The organism is Flavonifractor sp. An52 (assembly GCF_002159385.1).
In the GTDB taxonomy this organism is placed as follows: Bacteria; Bacillota; Clostridia; order Oscillospirales; family Oscillospiraceae; genus Flavonifractor; species Flavonifractor avicola.
Window position 1 is genome coordinate 30,732 of sequence record NZ_NFIB01000003.1, and the last position, 15,250, is coordinate 45,981.

The 15,250-nt window shown below is 60.9% G+C and carries 13 protein-coding genes; all 13 read right to left on the minus strand.

What is annotated here, in order from left to right:
* Window positions 1–127 precede the first annotated feature (127 nt).
* Complete coding sequence (locus B5G06_RS01640; protein WP_087187372.1) at window positions 128–1,105, minus strand: substrate-binding domain-containing protein; 978 nt, start codon at window positions 1,103–1,105, stop codon at window positions 128–130.
* Window positions 1,092–2,813, minus strand: a complete 1,722-nt coding sequence (locus B5G06_RS01645) for a cache domain-containing sensor histidine kinase (protein ID WP_343286345.1) — start codon at window positions 2,811–2,813, stop codon at window positions 1,092–1,094. Before B5G06_RS01645 ends, B5G06_RS01640 begins: the two co-directional genes overlap by 14 nt.
* Complete coding sequence (locus B5G06_RS01650; protein ID WP_087187373.1) at window positions 2,810–4,093, minus strand: response regulator transcription factor; 1,284 nt, start codon at window positions 4,091–4,093, stop codon at window positions 2,810–2,812. Before B5G06_RS01650 ends, B5G06_RS01645 begins: the two co-directional genes overlap by 4 nt.
* Before the next feature lie 186 nt (window positions 4,094–4,279).
* A complete protein-coding gene (gene pyk / locus B5G06_RS01655) occupies window positions 4,280–5,713 on the minus strand; it encodes a pyruvate kinase (protein ID WP_087187374.1) in 1,434 nt (477 codons plus the stop codon).
* A gap of 124 nt (window positions 5,714–5,837) precedes the next feature.
* Entirely contained in the window at window positions 5,838–7,316 is a 1,479-nt protein-coding gene (locus B5G06_RS01660; RefSeq protein ID WP_087187375.1) for a UxaA family hydrolase, read from the minus strand.
* Entirely contained in the window at window positions 7,313–8,815 is a 1,503-nt protein-coding gene (locus B5G06_RS01665) for a tagaturonate reductase (RefSeq protein WP_087187376.1), read from the minus strand. The genes B5G06_RS01660 and B5G06_RS01665 overlap by 4 nt, the downstream gene beginning before the upstream one ends.
* 58 nt (window positions 8,816–8,873) lie before the next feature.
* Complete coding sequence (locus tag B5G06_RS01670) at window positions 8,874–9,896, minus strand: sugar kinase (protein ID WP_087187377.1); 1,023 nt, start codon at window positions 9,894–9,896, stop codon at window positions 8,874–8,876.
* Window positions 9,889–11,202, minus strand: a complete 1,314-nt coding sequence (gene eda / locus B5G06_RS14595; RefSeq protein ID WP_204220717.1) for a bifunctional 4-hydroxy-2-oxoglutarate aldolase/2-dehydro-3-deoxy-phosphogluconate aldolase — start codon at window positions 11,200–11,202, stop codon at window positions 9,889–9,891. Before eda ends, B5G06_RS01670 begins: the two co-directional genes overlap by 8 nt.
* A 61-nt stretch (window positions 11,203–11,263) precedes the next feature.
* Complete coding sequence (locus tag B5G06_RS01680; RefSeq protein WP_158094651.1) at window positions 11,264–12,100, minus strand: sugar phosphate isomerase/epimerase family protein; 837 nt, start codon at window positions 12,098–12,100, stop codon at window positions 11,264–11,266.
* The gene (locus B5G06_RS01685) at window positions 12,097–12,939 is read right to left on the minus strand and encodes a sugar phosphate isomerase/epimerase family protein (protein ID WP_087187379.1); all 843 of its coding nucleotides are present in this window, start codon (window positions 12,937–12,939) and stop codon (window positions 12,097–12,099) included. Before B5G06_RS01685 ends, B5G06_RS01680 begins: the two co-directional genes overlap by 4 nt.
* 2 nt (window positions 12,940–12,941) lie before the next feature.
* Entirely contained in the window at window positions 12,942–13,691 is a 750-nt protein-coding gene (locus tag B5G06_RS01690; protein WP_087187380.1) for a cupin domain-containing protein, read from the minus strand.
* A 50-nt stretch (window positions 13,692–13,741) separates the two neighbouring features.
* Window positions 13,742–14,494, minus strand: a complete 753-nt coding sequence (locus B5G06_RS01695; RefSeq protein ID WP_087187381.1) for a cupin domain-containing protein — start codon at window positions 14,492–14,494, stop codon at window positions 13,742–13,744.
* Between the two features lie 29 nt (window positions 14,495–14,523).
* Window positions 14,524–15,249, minus strand: coding sequence for an amino acid ABC transporter ATP-binding protein (locus tag B5G06_RS01700; RefSeq protein WP_087187382.1), 726 nt, complete (start codon window positions 15,247–15,249; stop codon window positions 14,524–14,526).
* Window position 15,250: the final 1 nt, after the last annotated feature.

Genomic DNA, 15,250 nt, shown 5'->3' on the forward strand with positions numbered 1-15,250 from the left:
CTTACACCTCATAATCTTAGTGGAAATTCTCTGGAAAAACAAGGTGAAATTTCACTGAAAGAGGGGTAAAAATTTATGGGAATTGAACAATCTACAAAAAATCTCGTTCTGCAAACTGTGCAAACTGCTAATTCCAACGTTTTTCGAAAGTAAACAGCGCTTTTTGACTGTCCATGGTAAAAAGATTGTCCCTGTCCACGATCTTGGTGGAGGTATCTACCGTCTGCTCCACGCTGCCCTGGCCGGCCAGCAGCTTATAGGCGCTCTCTACCCCCAGATAACCCATGGCGTAGGGATTTTGCACGATGAGGGCGTCTACCGAACCCTCCTGCAGGCCGTCAATGGTGATCACATTGGAATCGAAGCCCACCAGGAACAGGTCATCCGAGCGTCCTGCCTCTTCCACTGCTCTGGCCGCACCCACACTGGTGGGCTCATTGAAGGCCACCAGCACGTTGATCTCTGAGTATGCCCGCAACAGAGCGGCGGTATCCGTCTGCGCTTGTTCTGCCTCAGCTAGCGTGTTAATGACCGAGACGATCTCCGCCCGACCACTCTTCAAAAAGAGGTCGGTGGCTCCCCGCTCCCGCTCCTGACCGTTGGCGCTGCTGATGTCGTAATTGACCACCCCCACCTTCAACGGACCTTCCACCCGGTCCAATGCGGCCTGGGCCGCCATCTGTCCGGCAGCGTAGTTGTCCGTACCGATGTAGGTACTCACCTGGTCGGATGCCACATTGCTGTCGATGGCCACAATCCTGACGCCTTGCTGGGCCGCACTGTCAATGGAGGCAGCATTGTTTTCAAAGTCAATGGCGGAAAAAACAATGGCATCCGCGCCGTCCTTGGCCGCCGCCTCCACCATCTGGTTCTGGGTCTCGTAGTCCTCCTCGGTCTCCGGTCCCACGATGGTCAGCTCCATATTGTACTCTGTAGCAGCCGCCTCCGCCCCGGCAAACACCGACAGCCAGAATTCCGTCTGGGTGGATTTGGCCACCAACGCCACGGTATACTGCTCCGTGGTCCCTCCGCTTCCCCCGCAGCCGCCCAGTGTCATACCAAACAGGGCTGCCAGCAGCAGGGGGATGTATTTATTTCGCCTCATAATCCCCCTCCTGTATCTTGGGCATCAGGATCTCCACGCAGGTGCCCACGTCGGGCTCGCTGCTGATATGCAGCCCGTAGTGCTTGCCGAAGTAGATCTTCAGCCGGTCGTTAACGTTCTTAATGCCGATGCCGGTGCGATCTTTGGGATCGTGCTGGAGGATGGAACTGAGCTGCTCCTTGCTCATGCCAACCCCGTTGTCCAGCACACGGAACAGGATATCCTCCCCTTCCTGCAGCACCTGTACCCAGATATGTCCCTCATCCACCATCAGATCCAGGCCGTGGTTGATGGCGTTCTCAATGATGGGCTGAAGGGTGATCTTATTGCAATAATAATCCAGGCAATCGGGGTCCACGTTAAATTCATAAGTAAACTGATTTTTGTAACGGTACTTCTGGATCTGAAGATAGCTCTCGGCGTGTTCGATCTCCTTGGCGATAGGGATGAGTTCATGGCCCTTGCTGATGCTGATGCGGAACAGCCGGGCCAGGGCGTGGACCATCTTGACGGCCTCGGCGTTGCGGCCCTGCTCGCACATCCAGGCGATGGAATCCAGCGTGTTATAAAGGAAGTGGGGATTGATCTGAGCCTGGAGGGCCTTCAGCTCCGTCTTGCGCAGATTGACCTCCTCCTCCCGCACGGTGGTCATCAGCCGCTGGATCCGCAGTACCATGTGCTCAAAGGAGTCGGACAGCTCCTGTACCTCCCGGGTACCGCCCACCGGATGATAGGTAAAGTGGTCTGCGTCGGTCTCGAAGTTCTCCATGGCAGAAGCCAGTCCCCGCAGGGGGCGGCCCAGCAGGCGGAAGAGCAGCCAGCTGGTCAGCACTGCCGCCGCCAGCACTACAACCGCCAAAAACAGAGACAGTTGGATCATTTCCCGTACACCGCGGTTGACCAGCTCGTCCACATAGCTGACGCCCACCACCCGCCAGTCGCTGCCCGCCACGCCGGTCAGGCTGTAGATCACCGTATCATCTGCATAGGAGCCGTCGTCCAGTCCGGCCAACGCCGAGGTATTCTCAGTTTTGAGACCGGCGTACAGCAATTGCTGCTGGGGATGGTAGACGATATTGCCCGCCCCGTCCATCAAAAAGCAGTAGCCCCGTTGGCCGATACTGATATTATTGATATAGCTTGAAATGCCGGAAAAACTCAGATCCAAAGAGACCCAGGCGGCCCCTCCCCCCTGCTCCAGCGGAGCAGTCATGGTCACCACCCAGGGGTAGTAACTCTCAAAAATAGTCTCCACATGGGGCGCCATCATATAGGGAGCCTGTGCGGTCCTGGCTTTCTCCAGATCAAAGGAGAGGTTCTCGTAGATGGTCTCTCTGGGTTCCCGCCCCAGGGACCAGCAGTCCAGCAGCGCTCCGTCGGAGGAGTAGCTGGTCACCGCCACCACGTCAGGCCGGAAATTCAAAAAGGCGGTGAGCAGCTTATCCCGGCTATCCGCACTTTCCAGCATGGACTGCTCCACCAGCTCCATGGCCTGGTCCATATCTCCCAGATAGTTGGCCACTGTAGTGGACACCTGGGACACCGCCTGGCTGCTGCTGGTGCGGGCATTCTGCACCATAGCGTCCCGATAACGGTCCAAAAACAGCAGGATGCAGCAGCAGAGGATGACTGCCACCACTCCCACCACCATGGCCACCAGAATGGTGGTGATACGCAGGCCTTTCCGGGCCGTGCCGCGCCCTTTCACGCGTCCTCACCCAGCCTTTCCTGCTCCAGCCTGCGGCGCATGGCGTTGGGGGATTCCCCACAGTATTTTTTAAAACAGTAGCTGAAATAGTGCTGGTCGGTATAGCCGCAGCGCTGGGCCACCTCCTGTACCTTCAGTCCGGAGGTAGTCAACAGTTCCCGGGCAGCCTCCATTCGCTTGCGGATCAGGATGTTAATGAAGGTCTCACCGGTGTACTTCTTGATGCAGGCGCTGAGATGATTGGGGCTGACGGTCAGCATCCCGCTAAGGGACACCAGAGACAAATCGGCCTCCATATAGTGCTGGTCCAGGGCCTCCAACGCCCGCTTGCACAGCAATTCGCCGCCCTTGGCGGCGGGAGCCAGATCGCTGATAAATTGGGCTCCTCCCTCCGTCCTGTCTCCCTGGCGCAGAGCCTCCATGGCCTCCCGATAGGCACCATGCAGATCGGTCAGCGCTCTTACCACCCGGCTGACACCGATGCGGCAGCGCTTGCCCAACACCCTGTCCGCCATCTGAGGGATCTCGTCGGCCAGGATGTGGAGATATTCGTCAAAGTCCGACGCATTGCCAAGCAGCACCGAAATCACCTTTCCCGATGCAAAAAAGCTGACGCTCCGCAGGTACTTGGAGGCCAACCGGTCCACCGAGGCCACAAAGGATGGCTCGGTGACGTTGCCGCCGTCCTCATTGAGCAGGGTGGATACCATTACGGTATAGCCCGGTTTGTCATCCATATCCCGCAACAGGCCGCACTGCCGGGCATAGCCCTCTGCCTGGACCTCCCCTTCCAGCTCGGCGTAGTCGTCCAGCACCAGGGGCATCAGCATGGCTGTCCGTAGGTCGGACCCATCGGTACGAGGCCCGGTCTGCCGGAACATGGCATATTGGGCGTCGATCTTTTTTCGGATGGTACACAGTTCCGCGCCCAATCCTTCCATAGTCAGAGGCTTGAGCATATAGCTGATGATGTTATACTGAATGGCCTGCTTGGCGTATTCAAAATCGTCATAGCCGCTCAAAAAGGCGATGTTGGTGGCGGGACGCACCTCCCGCACCTGCCGGGCCAGCTCAATCCCTGAAATAAAAGGCATCCGGATATCGGTAAGCAGCAGGTCAGGGGCGTGCGTTTCCACCAGCTGGAGGGCGTCCAGTCCGTTGCTGGCGCTCCCCACCAGACGAAACCCATAGTCCTGCCAGGGGATCATGGTACACACCGCTTCTCTCAGCTCGTCCTCATCGTCGGCCACGACCACGGTATACTGCGTCTTTGCAGCCATTGGGGCACCTATCCTTTCTATCAGGGCGCCGGGCAGTCCGCTCCCTGTTCTTGGATTCCGTTAGACACATTATACCAGATCGTTTGCCGGCTCTCAACACCTCTCATCGTACCCTGTCATTTCTTTCCAAAGTATAAAAGAACCGGACGCTGACAACGTCCGGTTCTTTTCCTGGAATATAGAAGTTTACAGTCCTTCTTCCACCACTTGAGCCTTAATCAGGTTGGTGGTGCCCGACTTGCCCAAGGGCACGCCGGCGGTGATGACCACGGTCTCGCCGGGCTTCACCACCCCCTCCTTCCGGGCCACATCCACAGCCAGGGAGAACATCCGGTCGGTGGAATCCACCTCGCCGCAAAGATAGGGGTGGACACCCCAGGAGATGGCCAGCTGACGGCGGGTGGACTCGCTTTGAGTCAGGGAAATGATGTTGCAGCCGGGACGGAAACGGGAGATCACCTTGGCGGTGTAGCCCGACTTGGTGGGGGCCAGAATGGCCGTCGCCCCCAGGTCCATGGCGGTCAGACAGCAGGTGTGGGTGATGGCATCGCTGATGCCGCCGATCTCCGGCAGCAGATTGCGCTCCCGGAACCGGCCCCAGTAGTCGATGGCCTCCTCGGCGGCGGTGACGGTGGCTACCATGGTCTCCAGAGCCTCGATCGGATACTTGCCGGAGGCAGTCTCGCCGGAAAGCATGACGCAGGAAGTGCCGTCAAACACAGCGTTGGCCACATCGGACACCTCGGCACGGGTGGGTCGGGGGTTGCGGATCATAGAGTCCAGCATCTGGGTGGCAGTGATGACCGGCAGACCCTTCTGGGTGGCGGCCTTGATCATCTGCTTCTGGAGGATGGGCACCTCGTGGGCAGGGATCTCCACACCCAGGTCGCCCCGGGCCACCATGATGCCGTCGGAGGCGGCGATGATGGACTCGATGTTGTCCACGCCCTCTCGGTTCTCGATTTTGGCGATGATCTGGACCTTGTCGCCCCCCTCATGCTTGTGGAGCTCAGCCCGGATATCCTCTACATCGCTGGCCTTGCGAACAAAAGAGGCGGCGATGAAGTCAAAGTCGTTCTCCACGGCGAACTTGATATCGTCCCGGTCCTTGTCGGTGAGGGAGGGCAGGTGGATATGTACGTCGGGGATGTTGATAGACTTGTTACTGGACAGGGGGCCGCCGTTCTCCACCTCGCAAACAATGCTGGCGCCTTCGATGCGCTCCACTTTCAGCTCAATGAGGCCGTCATCCACCAGGATACGGCAGCCAGGTCCCACTTCGTTATGCAGGTTCTGATAGGTCACCGACACCTGATTCTGATCACCGGGCACATCGTCGGTGTGGAGCACAAAGGTCTGTCCCCGCTCCAAGGTCACTGGGCTGTTTTCAAAGGTCTTGACCCGGATCTCGGGGCCCTTGGTATCCAGAATGGTGGCCACCGGCGCGCCCAATCCGTCCCGGACCCGCTTCAGCTTGGTGAGCTGGGCCAGGTGGGTCTCATGGGTGCCGTGAGAAAAGTTGAAGCGGGCGGCGTTCATGCCCTTGAGAATCAGCTTGCGCAGGGTCTCCTCGTCGTCCACTGCCGGACCGAGGGTGCAGATGATTTTCGTCTTTCTCATGTCCTACCTCCATAACAGATGTGGTCCCTGTGGGGCTTAACATATCTGGGTATATTTTACCTGATTTCACCTGAAATGGAAAGAAGGATTTTTCATCCTACCATGTGGAAATTTCCATGGTCCTTTACAGTGTCACGCCGTCCTTGAAGATAGCGATCCCCCGGCGGCCAGCCTCCTCGCTTTTGGTGGGAGCGCCTCCGGCCGTGCGGAGCACCAGATGGAACAGCCGCCGCGCCGCCTGATCAATGCTCTCCCCTTCCGCCACGGTACCGGCGTCAAAGTCGATCCACCGGGGCTTATGGGCAGCCAACGCCATGTTGCTGGAGATCTTCAGTGTGGGAGCAGGCGCGCCGAAAGGCGTGCCCCGCCCGGTGGTGAAGAGGATCAGGTGGGCTCCCGCCGCGCTGAGGGCGGTGGTGGACACCAGGTCGTTACCCGGACCCCACAGCAGATTTAATCCGTGCCGCACTACCTGCCCGCCATAGGGCACCACCCCCACGATGGGGGCTGTGCCCCCCTTCTGAACACAGCCGCAGGACTTGTCCTCCAGGGTGGTAATCCCTCCACTCTTATTGCCGGGGGAGGGATTTTCGTAGACGTTCTCGCCGTGAGAGACAAAATAATCCCGGAAGCCCTGGAGCATCTCCGCTGTCTGACGGAACACCTCTTCATCGGCACAGCGGCCCAGCAGCAGTTCCTCGGCTCCAAACATCTCGGGTACCTCGGTGAGAATGGTGCTGCCTCCCCGGGCCACCAGCAGATCGCTGAACCTGCCCACCACCGGGTTGGCGGTGATGCCGGACAGGCCGTCGGAGCCGCCGCACTTGAGGCCCACCACCAGCTTGCTCACCGGCACCGGTTGGCGCTGGAACTGAGCGGCATAGGCGGCACACTTCTCCAGCAAGGCCCGGCCTGCCGCCAGTTCGTCCTCCACCTGCTGGCACACCAGGAACTTCACCCGCTCCGCTGCCTCCGCTCCCAGATCCTCCATCAGCTGACTGCATTGCAGGTTCTCACACCCCAGTCCCACCACCAGCACCGCCGCCGCGTTGGGATGGCGGGCCAGTCCAGCCAGGATGGCCCGGGTGTTGGCGTGGTCCGTCCCCGTCTGGCTGCATCCGTAGGGGTGAGGAAAGGCGTAAAGCCCTTCCACGCTCCCCCCCACCAGGTCCTGGTTGCCGGCCGCCAGCTGGCAGGCGATCTCGTTGACGCAGCCCACGGTGGGCAGTACCCAGATCTCGTTGCGTGTTGCCACCCGGCCATTCGGCCGCAGATAGCCCAGAAACTGCTCCGGCTCCTCCGACTCCAGAGCCTGTACCGTCGGGCGGTAGGAGAAGTGGGTGTGGGCGGACAAATTGGTGGTCATGTTGTGGGTGTGGACCCACCCGCCTGCCGGCACGGGAGTGGTGACCCGCCCGATGGCGCAGCCATATTTGTATACCAAATCTCCCGGCTTCAGCGGCACAAGCGCCAGCTTATGGCCCTGAGGGATGGACTCCGCCGCTGTCAGAGTCCATACCCCAACGCTTACCTGCTCCCCCGCCTCCACTGGGGACAGGGCCACCGCCACATTGTCTCCCATCTGAATCTGGATCAGCTTCATGCGTTTTCCTCCAGACAGGCGGCATATGCGGCCAGCACCCCATCGGTCCGGATCTTCTCCAGATCCGCCGTCACCGCTGCCGTCAGGCCGTCCACCGACGTCAGGTCCATACCCCACATCTGCTCGTGGCTCAGGATGGCCCGCACCAGTTCCCCGGCACTGTCCCCCCGGTGGGCCCAGCAAAACTCCAGCACCCATCGGTCATCGAACACGGTGTAGGCCGTGCCATCGCTCCGGCGACAGACCAGCCCCTGATCGGTCAGTTCCTCCATGTGCCCGCAGTAAAACTGAATGGCCGCCGCCAGACTCATGGTGAGGCAGGGTGGCAGCTGTCCCGTCTGCCGCTGGTAGGCCAGCAGGCTGGGCAGATTCCGCGCCCGCCACTTGGACACGGTGTTCAGGCAGATGCTCAGCAGGGCGTGGTCCACAAAGGGATTGTCAAACCGGTCCTCCACCGCTTTGGCAAACTGCTCCAGGTCGGTCCGGTCCAGCTCCAGGGTGGGGATGATCTCCCGGTAGAGCATTTGCTCCAGAAAGCCCCGCACCACCGGGTGGGCCATGCAGTCCCGGACGATATCGAAGCCTGCCAGGTAGGCCCCCGGCACAAAGCCGGTGTGGCCGCCGTTGAGTATCCGCACCTTCCGGTGCTTGTAGGGGGTCACGTCGGGCACCACCGGGCAGTTGAGCCCGGCGGCACGGAAAGGCAGCTTGTCCGCCAGCCACTCCGGCCCCTGGATCACCCAGACGCCGAACACCTCCCCCACGTCCAACAGGGGATCGGCGTAGCCCAGCTCCCCCTCCAGCTCAGCCTGCTCCTCCCGGTCCCGGATACGGCCGGGCACGATGCGGTCCACCAGGGTAGAGCAGAAAGTACATCCCTTTAGCCACTCCACAAAGGTCTCCTCCAGCCCCCACTGGGCGGCGTGGCGCTCCACACAGTCCTGCAGAATCGTTCCGTTGCTGTCGATCAGCTCACAGGACAGGATCACCAGGCCCGGCTGCCCCGCCTGCCAGCGACGGTAAAGCACCTGGGTCAGCTTGGCGGGAAAGGATGCAGGAGGCTGATCCTCCAGCTTACAGGTAGGGTCGTAGACGATGCCCGCCTCGGTGGTGTTGGACACGATGTACTCCAGCTCCGGGGAGATAGCCACCTCCAGCATGGCCTGATAGTCCTCCCCCTCATAGGGGTTGAGGCAGCGGCTCACCGCCGAGATCACCCGCCGCCGGTCCACCGGCTGGCCGTTTTCCCGTCCCCGCAGGCACAGGGTATACAGCCCCTGCTGGGCGTTGATCTCTTTTGCCAAGCCCTGGGGGATGGGCTGGACCAGCACACACTTACCGTTCCACCCCACCCGCTCGTTGGCCAGATCAAACCAGCAGTCTGCAAAAGCCCGCAGGAAGTTGCCCTCTCCGAACTGGAGCACCTTTTCCGGCCCCTCCTCCAGCACATAGCCGGTATAGCCGGTCTCTTTGAGCACCTGATAGTTTAGTGTTTTCATCCCGACCCTCCTTTGAAACAGACAGCTGGACCAAATGGTCCAGCTGTCCATTTTTCTGTTACCGCTGTACCCGGCCGGAGCCGTCGCCCCCGGCCAGCTTCTCCACCTCGGCCACGGTGACCCGGTTGTAGTCCCCCTCCACCGAGTGCTTCAGGGCGGAGGCCGCCACGGCGAACTCGATGGTCTCCTGCGCGGACTTGCCGGACAGCAGGGCGTAGATCAGCCCGGCGCCGAAGGAGTCGCCGCCGCCCACCCGGTCCACGATGCGGAGGTGGTACTCCTTGGAGAAGCAGCAATTCTTACCGTCGTACAGCATTCCGGCCCAGTCGTTGTCGCTGGCGGAGATGGAGGTACGCAGGGTGATGGCCACCTTCTCAAAGCCGAACTTGTCCATCAGCTGCCTGGCCACGCTCTCATAGCCCGCCTTGTTCAGCTTGCCGCCATAGATATCGCTGCCCTCGGCCTCGATGCCGAAGACATCCTTGGCGTCCTCCTCGTTGGAGATGCACACATTCACATAGCGGCACAGGTCGGTCATAGCCGCCCGGGCCTCTTCCCGGGTCCACAGCTTGCCCCGGTAGTTCAGGTCGCAGGAGATCTTGACGCCCCGGGCCTTGGCAGCCTCACAGGCCTGGCGGCACAGCTCCACCAGATTGGGGCCCAGAGCGGGGGTAATGCCGGTAAAATGGAACCAGTCGGCCCCCTCAAAGATGGCATCCCAGTCGAAGTCGCCGGACCGGGCCTCGGCAATGGCGGAGTGAGCCCGGTCGTAAATGCACACGCTTCCCCGCTGGGAGGCTCCCTTCTCCAGGTAGTAAATGCCTACCCGGTCGCCGCCCCGGACAATCTTGGAGGTATCCACGCCAAAGTACCGCAGAGAGTCCACGGCAGCCTGACCGATGGCGTGGGCAGGCAGCTTGGTGACATACACGCTGTCCAGGCCGTAGTTGGCCAGGGAGACCGCCACGTTGGCCTCGCCGCCGCCGAAGGTGGCCTGCATCTGATCGTTCTGGAAGAAGCGGTAGTAGCCGTTGGGGGCCAGGCGGAGCATCAGCTCGCCAAACGTAACAACTTTAGCCATTTCGTACCTCCTTGACGATGGCCACCGACTGCTGACACAGTGCGGTGATCTCGTCCCACTTGTGATTGTCGATGAGATCGGCGGTGACCATATAGGAGCCGCCGCAGGCGCACACCACCGGGCTGGACAGATACTCCTTCAGGTTTTTCAGGGAGATGCCGCCGGTGGGCATGATCTTGAACATGGGGAAGGGGGCGCTCATGGCCTTGATCTTGGCCAGACCGCCGGACTGCTCCGCGGGGAAGAACTTCAGTACCTCCAGCCCCAGCTTATTGGCAGTATGGTAGTCGGTAGGGGTAGTGCAGCCAGGGAACACGGGCACACCCTTGCTCTGGCAATAGGTAACGATATCCGGGTCCAGGCCGGGGGTGACAATGAATTTGGCCCCGGCCTCCAGAGCCTGGTCCACCTGATCGGTGGTAAGGACGGTACCCGCCCCCACCAGCATATCCGGGCAGGCTTCGGTCATAAGGCGGATGGCCTGGGCAGCTCCGGCGGCCCGGAAGGTGACCTCCGCCACCGGCACCCCGCCGGCACACAGGGCATGGGCCAGCGGAGCGGCGTCCTCCTGGGGATGGTTAAGTTTGATGACCGGCACCACGCCGATCTCAGAAATACGCTTGGAAATGGCGTCCATATAGGCGTCCACAGCGGCCACGTTGTTCACGTGGGCGTCGGCGCGGCCGGTGTTGAGCTGCTCCATTGCGGCGGTCAGGTCGCCGTCAGCGGTGGTGGCGCCATACCGCTGGGCAATCTGGCCGGCGGCGGAGGAGGGGGAGTTGATGCACAGCTTGCCGTCCAGATCATCAAAGGAAGTGATCTCGGTGTTGTCGCCGTTGACCACCAGGCAGTAGGGGTTCTCAGCGTAGGCGATGGAGCAGGCATACTTCTCCTGGCGCTCGGGGTTGGGGTTCACGCCGCAGATAACGATGTCATAGCGGGCGGCGTCCAGACCGGCCAGCACGGGGTCCCAGCTGTCGGAGATCTGGAACTCGGCCTCCACGCCCAGGCGGGCGGCCACTTCCTTGGCTACCTCAACCTCGAAGCCGGTGAGTTCACCGGTGCCGTCCTCGTTGTACACATAGGGGATCCAGTTGCCCTCGGCGCCGATGGTCAGCTTGCCGGCGTCCAGGACGCGCTGCAGGGAGCCGTCGCCCTCGGTCTGAGCCGGGGTGGTCTCGCTCTGGGCGGGGGTAGTCTCATTCTGAGCGGGAGTGTTGGCGCTGCCGCTGCCGCCGCCGCAGGCGGCCAGGGAAAAGACCAGTGCAAGAGAGAGGACCGAGGGGATCAATCTTTTCAGCTTCATGATGTTCACCTTTCCTTACATTTGATTTTATTTACCGATGGGGCGCATCGGGAAATAACGCTCAATCCTCCAGGAACCGCTCCAGTACCCGGAGGTTTTTCCGGTCTGCCTGGAAGGGGTCGGAGAAGTAGTGCTCATCCGCCACCTCCTGCACCAGATAGCCGGTATAGTTCCATTGGTTCATAATTTGAATCTGTTGGGACAAGGAGGTGTTGCCGTCTCCCCAGATGTTGTGGAGCCAGGGGTCGCCGTCCAGAAAGTGCATATGGATCAGGTCCGAGCCGAAAGCTCTGAACCAATCCTCCAGGCTCTCCCCCGCCGCTCCGGTGGCAATGTTGTCCACCATCATTTTCAGGCTGGGGTGATCCACCTCCCGGTACATCCGCACAGCTCGCTCCAGGTTATAGACCAGGTTGCTCTCGTCGTCCCGCAGGGATTCCATCACCAGGTTTACACCCAGGGGCTGGGCCACCCGGCACAGCCGGGACAGATGATCCCGGCACCGGTTCCACATGGTGTCCTCGTCCTCCCCCAGGTAACCCCAGCCGGAGTTGACCACCACCCGGTCGGCCCCCAGTTCAGCGGCAAGATGGATGGCGTTGGAGAAGTAACGGAAGGAGTATTCCAGCTGCTCCCTGTCCTGGGCCGCGTACTGGTACTGGTAGGCCATGCTGGGGGCGGTAATGGATACCACCTTCACGCCGTGGTCCTTCAGCTTGCCCTTCAGTACCGATACGTCATCGTAGCCGGTGTGGTCCAGCCAGAAATGAGAAGCGCCACACCACAGCTCGATCTGACGAAAGCCCAGCTTCTGCTGGCAGTCCAGGAAGCAGTCCAGAGAGAACCGGCGGTAGTGCTGGTTCATGTTCACCAGCTGGTCGCGTCGGATACCCTTCATGTCCTCCCCCCTGTTCTCAGCGCCGCCAGGACCTGCCTCAGCGGATGGCCGGGCCTGTCCACATAGCGCTCGCCGGGCAGCAGCAGGGAGAGTTCTCCCCGGTACCCTGCCGCCTCCAGCTGTTCCAGATAGCGGTCCATGGGCAGACATCCCTCCCCCCAGGCCCGCCAGCCGTGGTAATTGCCGTCGCACAGCCGGACCAGATCGGTGCAGGTCCCCAGCCGGGCAAACCAGCCGGGGATATCGTCTCCCCACACACTCATAGCGTTGGTATCCAGACAGGTCCCCAGCCAGGGGCTGTCCACCCGGCGGATCATGCCCAGGATCTCCTCCGCCGGCCCCAGCACGGGAGACTGGGCGGCCAGAGGGGCGTCGGGCCCCAGCACCGGCATGAGCAGCAGCTTCACTCCGGCTGCCGCCGCCGTGGGACACAGCCTGTCCAGCAACTCCGCCGCCTGGTCCAGCAGCCGGTCCCGTTCCAGATCCCAGCAGGCCCCCTCCGCCCCCAGCACCACCCGGTCAGCCCCCAGGGAGGCCGCCAGCAGGATACAGCGGCGGTAATAGTCCAGGGTGAACTGCCGCTGCATCCCCGCCGGGGCGGTGATGGAATAGCGGTAGGGCGGCGGGGTGACCACCGCGGCCCGCAGGCCTCTCTCCTCCAGCATCCGCCGGAGGGCGGCGGCGTCCCCCATCTCAGCATGACTGCACCAGAAATGGGGCGTCTGGGGTACAAAGTCCAGGGCCGTCAACCCAAGCTCCGCCAGTTCATCCAGACAGGCCTCCAGGGGCACATGGCTGTAGGTGCTGTTGGAGCCCAGCAGCTCCCAATTCCGGGCCATCCTTACTTGATCTCGCCGGGATAGCCGTTCTCACACAGCTCGAACCACACATAGGCGAACTTCTCGCCCTCGGCGCACTCGCTGCCGTGGTGGGAGCCGTGGGGGGTGTAGGTCACGTCGCCGCCCACCACATGGATCTTCTCATCCTCAGCGGTGTAGGTGAAGGAGGCGCCGGGCAGCATGATATACCACTGCTCCAGCTCGTTGTGGATGTGCTGGCCGATGTAGTTGGGGCCGGTGCCGAAGTTGGCGCCCATGGACAGGCGGCCCAGGTTGCGGTGCTCGATGAGCATCATCTGCTGAATATCGGCGCCGGTGAAGTCCTCCTTGTAATGCCAGGCCTGGGACACACCCCGGAACCGGGGCAGAGTCAGGTGGGACTCCTTCAGGCAGGTCTTGTCGTAGTCGCTCAGCTCGGTGACGAAGTGGACAATCTCCATATTTTCCTTGGCGTCGGCGGCGCAATGGAAGGTAAACTGCTCCTTGTCAAAGTCGGGCACGAACACAGAGACCTCGGTGATGTTGAACACCCGGCGGGGGGTGACGATGTAGCCCTTGCCGGCGGTGATGAGAAACACCTGATTGTGCTCCTGACGGGAGAAGATCTCCGGGGTCAGGTCGGCGCCGGGCTGGATGGAGATGCGCTCCACCGTCGCGTCATGGTAAGCGCCCTCCAAGATAGGCACTCGGGACACGCCGTCCACATAGTTGTGCTTGACCTCAGCGCCTCTCGAAATCTGAACCAGAGCCATGGTACATTCCCCTTTTCATTGAAATAGATAATGTGTAGTGGATGGATATCTTACTTGATCTCGCCGGGATAGCCGTCAATGCACATCTCGAACCAGATGTAGTCGCAGGTCTTGTCCGCTTCCACCTTGCTGCCGTGCCAGAAGCCGGTGGGGGTGAAGGACAGGTCGCCGCCGGTCATCTTAACCTCTTCCCCGCCGACGGTGTAGATAAACTCAGAGCCGGGCAGGGGGAAGTACCACTGGGCCAGTTCGTTGTGGATGTGCTGACCGATCTCAACCGGGCCCTTGCCCCGGACGCAGCCCATGGACAGACGGCCCAGGTTGCGGTGCTCCAGCAGCATGATGGAGGTGGTGATGTCGTTGTCCTTGAAGTCCTCGTCATAGGTCCAGCCCTGGGAAATACCGCGGAACCGGGGCAGCACCATGCGGGACTCCACCAGACAGGTCTTGTCGTAGTCGCTCAGCTCGGTGATGATGTGCAGGTACTCCAGGGGCTGCTTGCTGTCGGCGGAGCAGGTGATGGTGAAGTGTTCGGTATCAAACTCAGGAACGAACACACCGGGCTCCACAATGTTCCAGGCCTGACGGGGGGTGGTCACGTAGCCCTTGCCCTTGGTGAAGATGAACAGCTGATTGTGCTCCTTCACAGAGTAGATGTCAGGGGTCACGGAGCAGCCGGGCTGCAGGGCGCAGTGGGCGAAGTGGGCCTGGTCGAACTCCCCTTCCAGCACCGGCACCTTGGCAAAGCCGTTGACAAAGTCGTACTTCACATCACTGTAACGAGCTACCTTGATCTGAGACATGGTTCGTTTCCTCCTTAATATAATGAAGATCAGAGCATTTTGCTCAAGAACTCCTGAAGCCGCTTATTCTTGGGATGGCTGAAGAACTCCTCGGGCTCGCTGTCCTCCACGATGTAGCCGCCGTCAATGAAGATCACACGGTCGGCAGCCTCACGGGCAAAGCCCATCTCGTGGGTAACCACCAGCATGGTCATGCCCTCCGCAGCCAGCTTCTTCATCACGTCCAATACCTCGCCTACCATCTCGGGGTCCAGAGCGGAGGTGGGCTCGTCGAAGAGCATGACCTCCGGCTTCATGGCCAGAGCCCGGGCAATGGCGATGCGCTGTTGCTGGCCGCCGGAGAGCTGGTTGGGGTAGGCATTCTTCTTGTCCTCCAGGCCCACGGTCTTGAGCAGTGCCATGGCCTGCTCCTGGCTGGTCTGCTTGTCCTGTCCCTTAACCATGGTGGGGGCCAGCATGATGTTGTCCAGCACCGTCAGGTGGGGAAACAGGTTGAACTGCTGGAACACCATGCCCATACCGAGCAGTACCTTGGTGGCCGTCTTGGCGTCGGCGCTGACCAGATCCACGTCGTGGTAGAGTATCTGTCCACCGGAGGGCTTCTCCAGCAGGTTGAGGCAGCGCAGGAAGGTGGACTTGCCGCAGCCGGAGGGCCCTACGATGGCCACCACCTCACCTGGCTGGATCTCAATATCAATACCCTTGAGCACCTCATGGTTCTTAAAACTCTTTTTCAACCCCTTGACGCTGATCATA

What these genes read in the sequence shown, in the direction of transcription:
- B5G06_RS01660 (WP_087187375.1), bottom strand. Translation starts at nt 7,316, where the DNA reads ATGAAGCTGATCCAGATTCAGATGGGAGACAATGTGGCGGTGGCCCTG.
- B5G06_RS01665 (WP_087187376.1), bottom strand. Translation starts at nt 8,815, where the DNA reads ATGAAAACACTAAACTATCAGGTGCTCAAAGAGACCGGCTATACCGGC.
- pyk (WP_087187374.1), bottom strand. Translation starts at nt 5,713, where the DNA reads ATGAGAAAGACGAAAATCATCTGCACCCTCGGTCCGGCAGTGGACGAC.
- eda (WP_204220717.1), bottom strand. Translation starts at nt 11,202, where the DNA reads ATGAAGCTGAAAAGATTGATCCCCTCGGTCCTCTCTCTTGCACTGGTC.
- B5G06_RS01700 (WP_087187382.1), bottom strand. Translation starts at nt 15,249, where the DNA reads ATGATCAGCGTCAAGGGGTTGAAAAAGAGTTTTAAGAACCATGAGGTG.
- B5G06_RS01680 (WP_158094651.1), bottom strand. Translation starts at nt 12,100, where the DNA reads ATGAAGGGTATCCGACGCGACCAGCTGGTGAACATGAACCAGCACTAC.
- B5G06_RS01670 (WP_087187377.1), bottom strand. Translation starts at nt 9,896, where the DNA reads ATGGCTAAAGTTGTTACGTTTGGCGAGCTGATGCTCCGCCTGGCCCCC.
- B5G06_RS01695 (WP_087187381.1), bottom strand. Translation starts at nt 14,494, where the DNA reads ATGTCTCAGATCAAGGTAGCTCGTTACAGTGATGTGAAGTACGACTTT.
- B5G06_RS01690 (WP_087187380.1), bottom strand. Translation starts at nt 13,691, where the DNA reads ATGGCTCTGGTTCAGATTTCGAGAGGCGCTGAGGTCAAGCACAACTAT.
- B5G06_RS01640 (WP_087187372.1), bottom strand. Translation starts at nt 1,105, where the DNA reads ATGAGGCGAAATAAATACATCCCCCTGCTGCTGGCAGCCCTGTTTGGT.
- B5G06_RS01685 (WP_087187379.1), bottom strand. Translation starts at nt 12,939, where the DNA reads ATGGCCCGGAATTGGGAGCTGCTGGGCTCCAACAGCACCTACAGCCAT.
- B5G06_RS01650 (WP_087187373.1), bottom strand. Translation starts at nt 4,093, where the DNA reads ATGGCTGCAAAGACGCAGTATACCGTGGTCGTGGCCGACGATGAGGAC.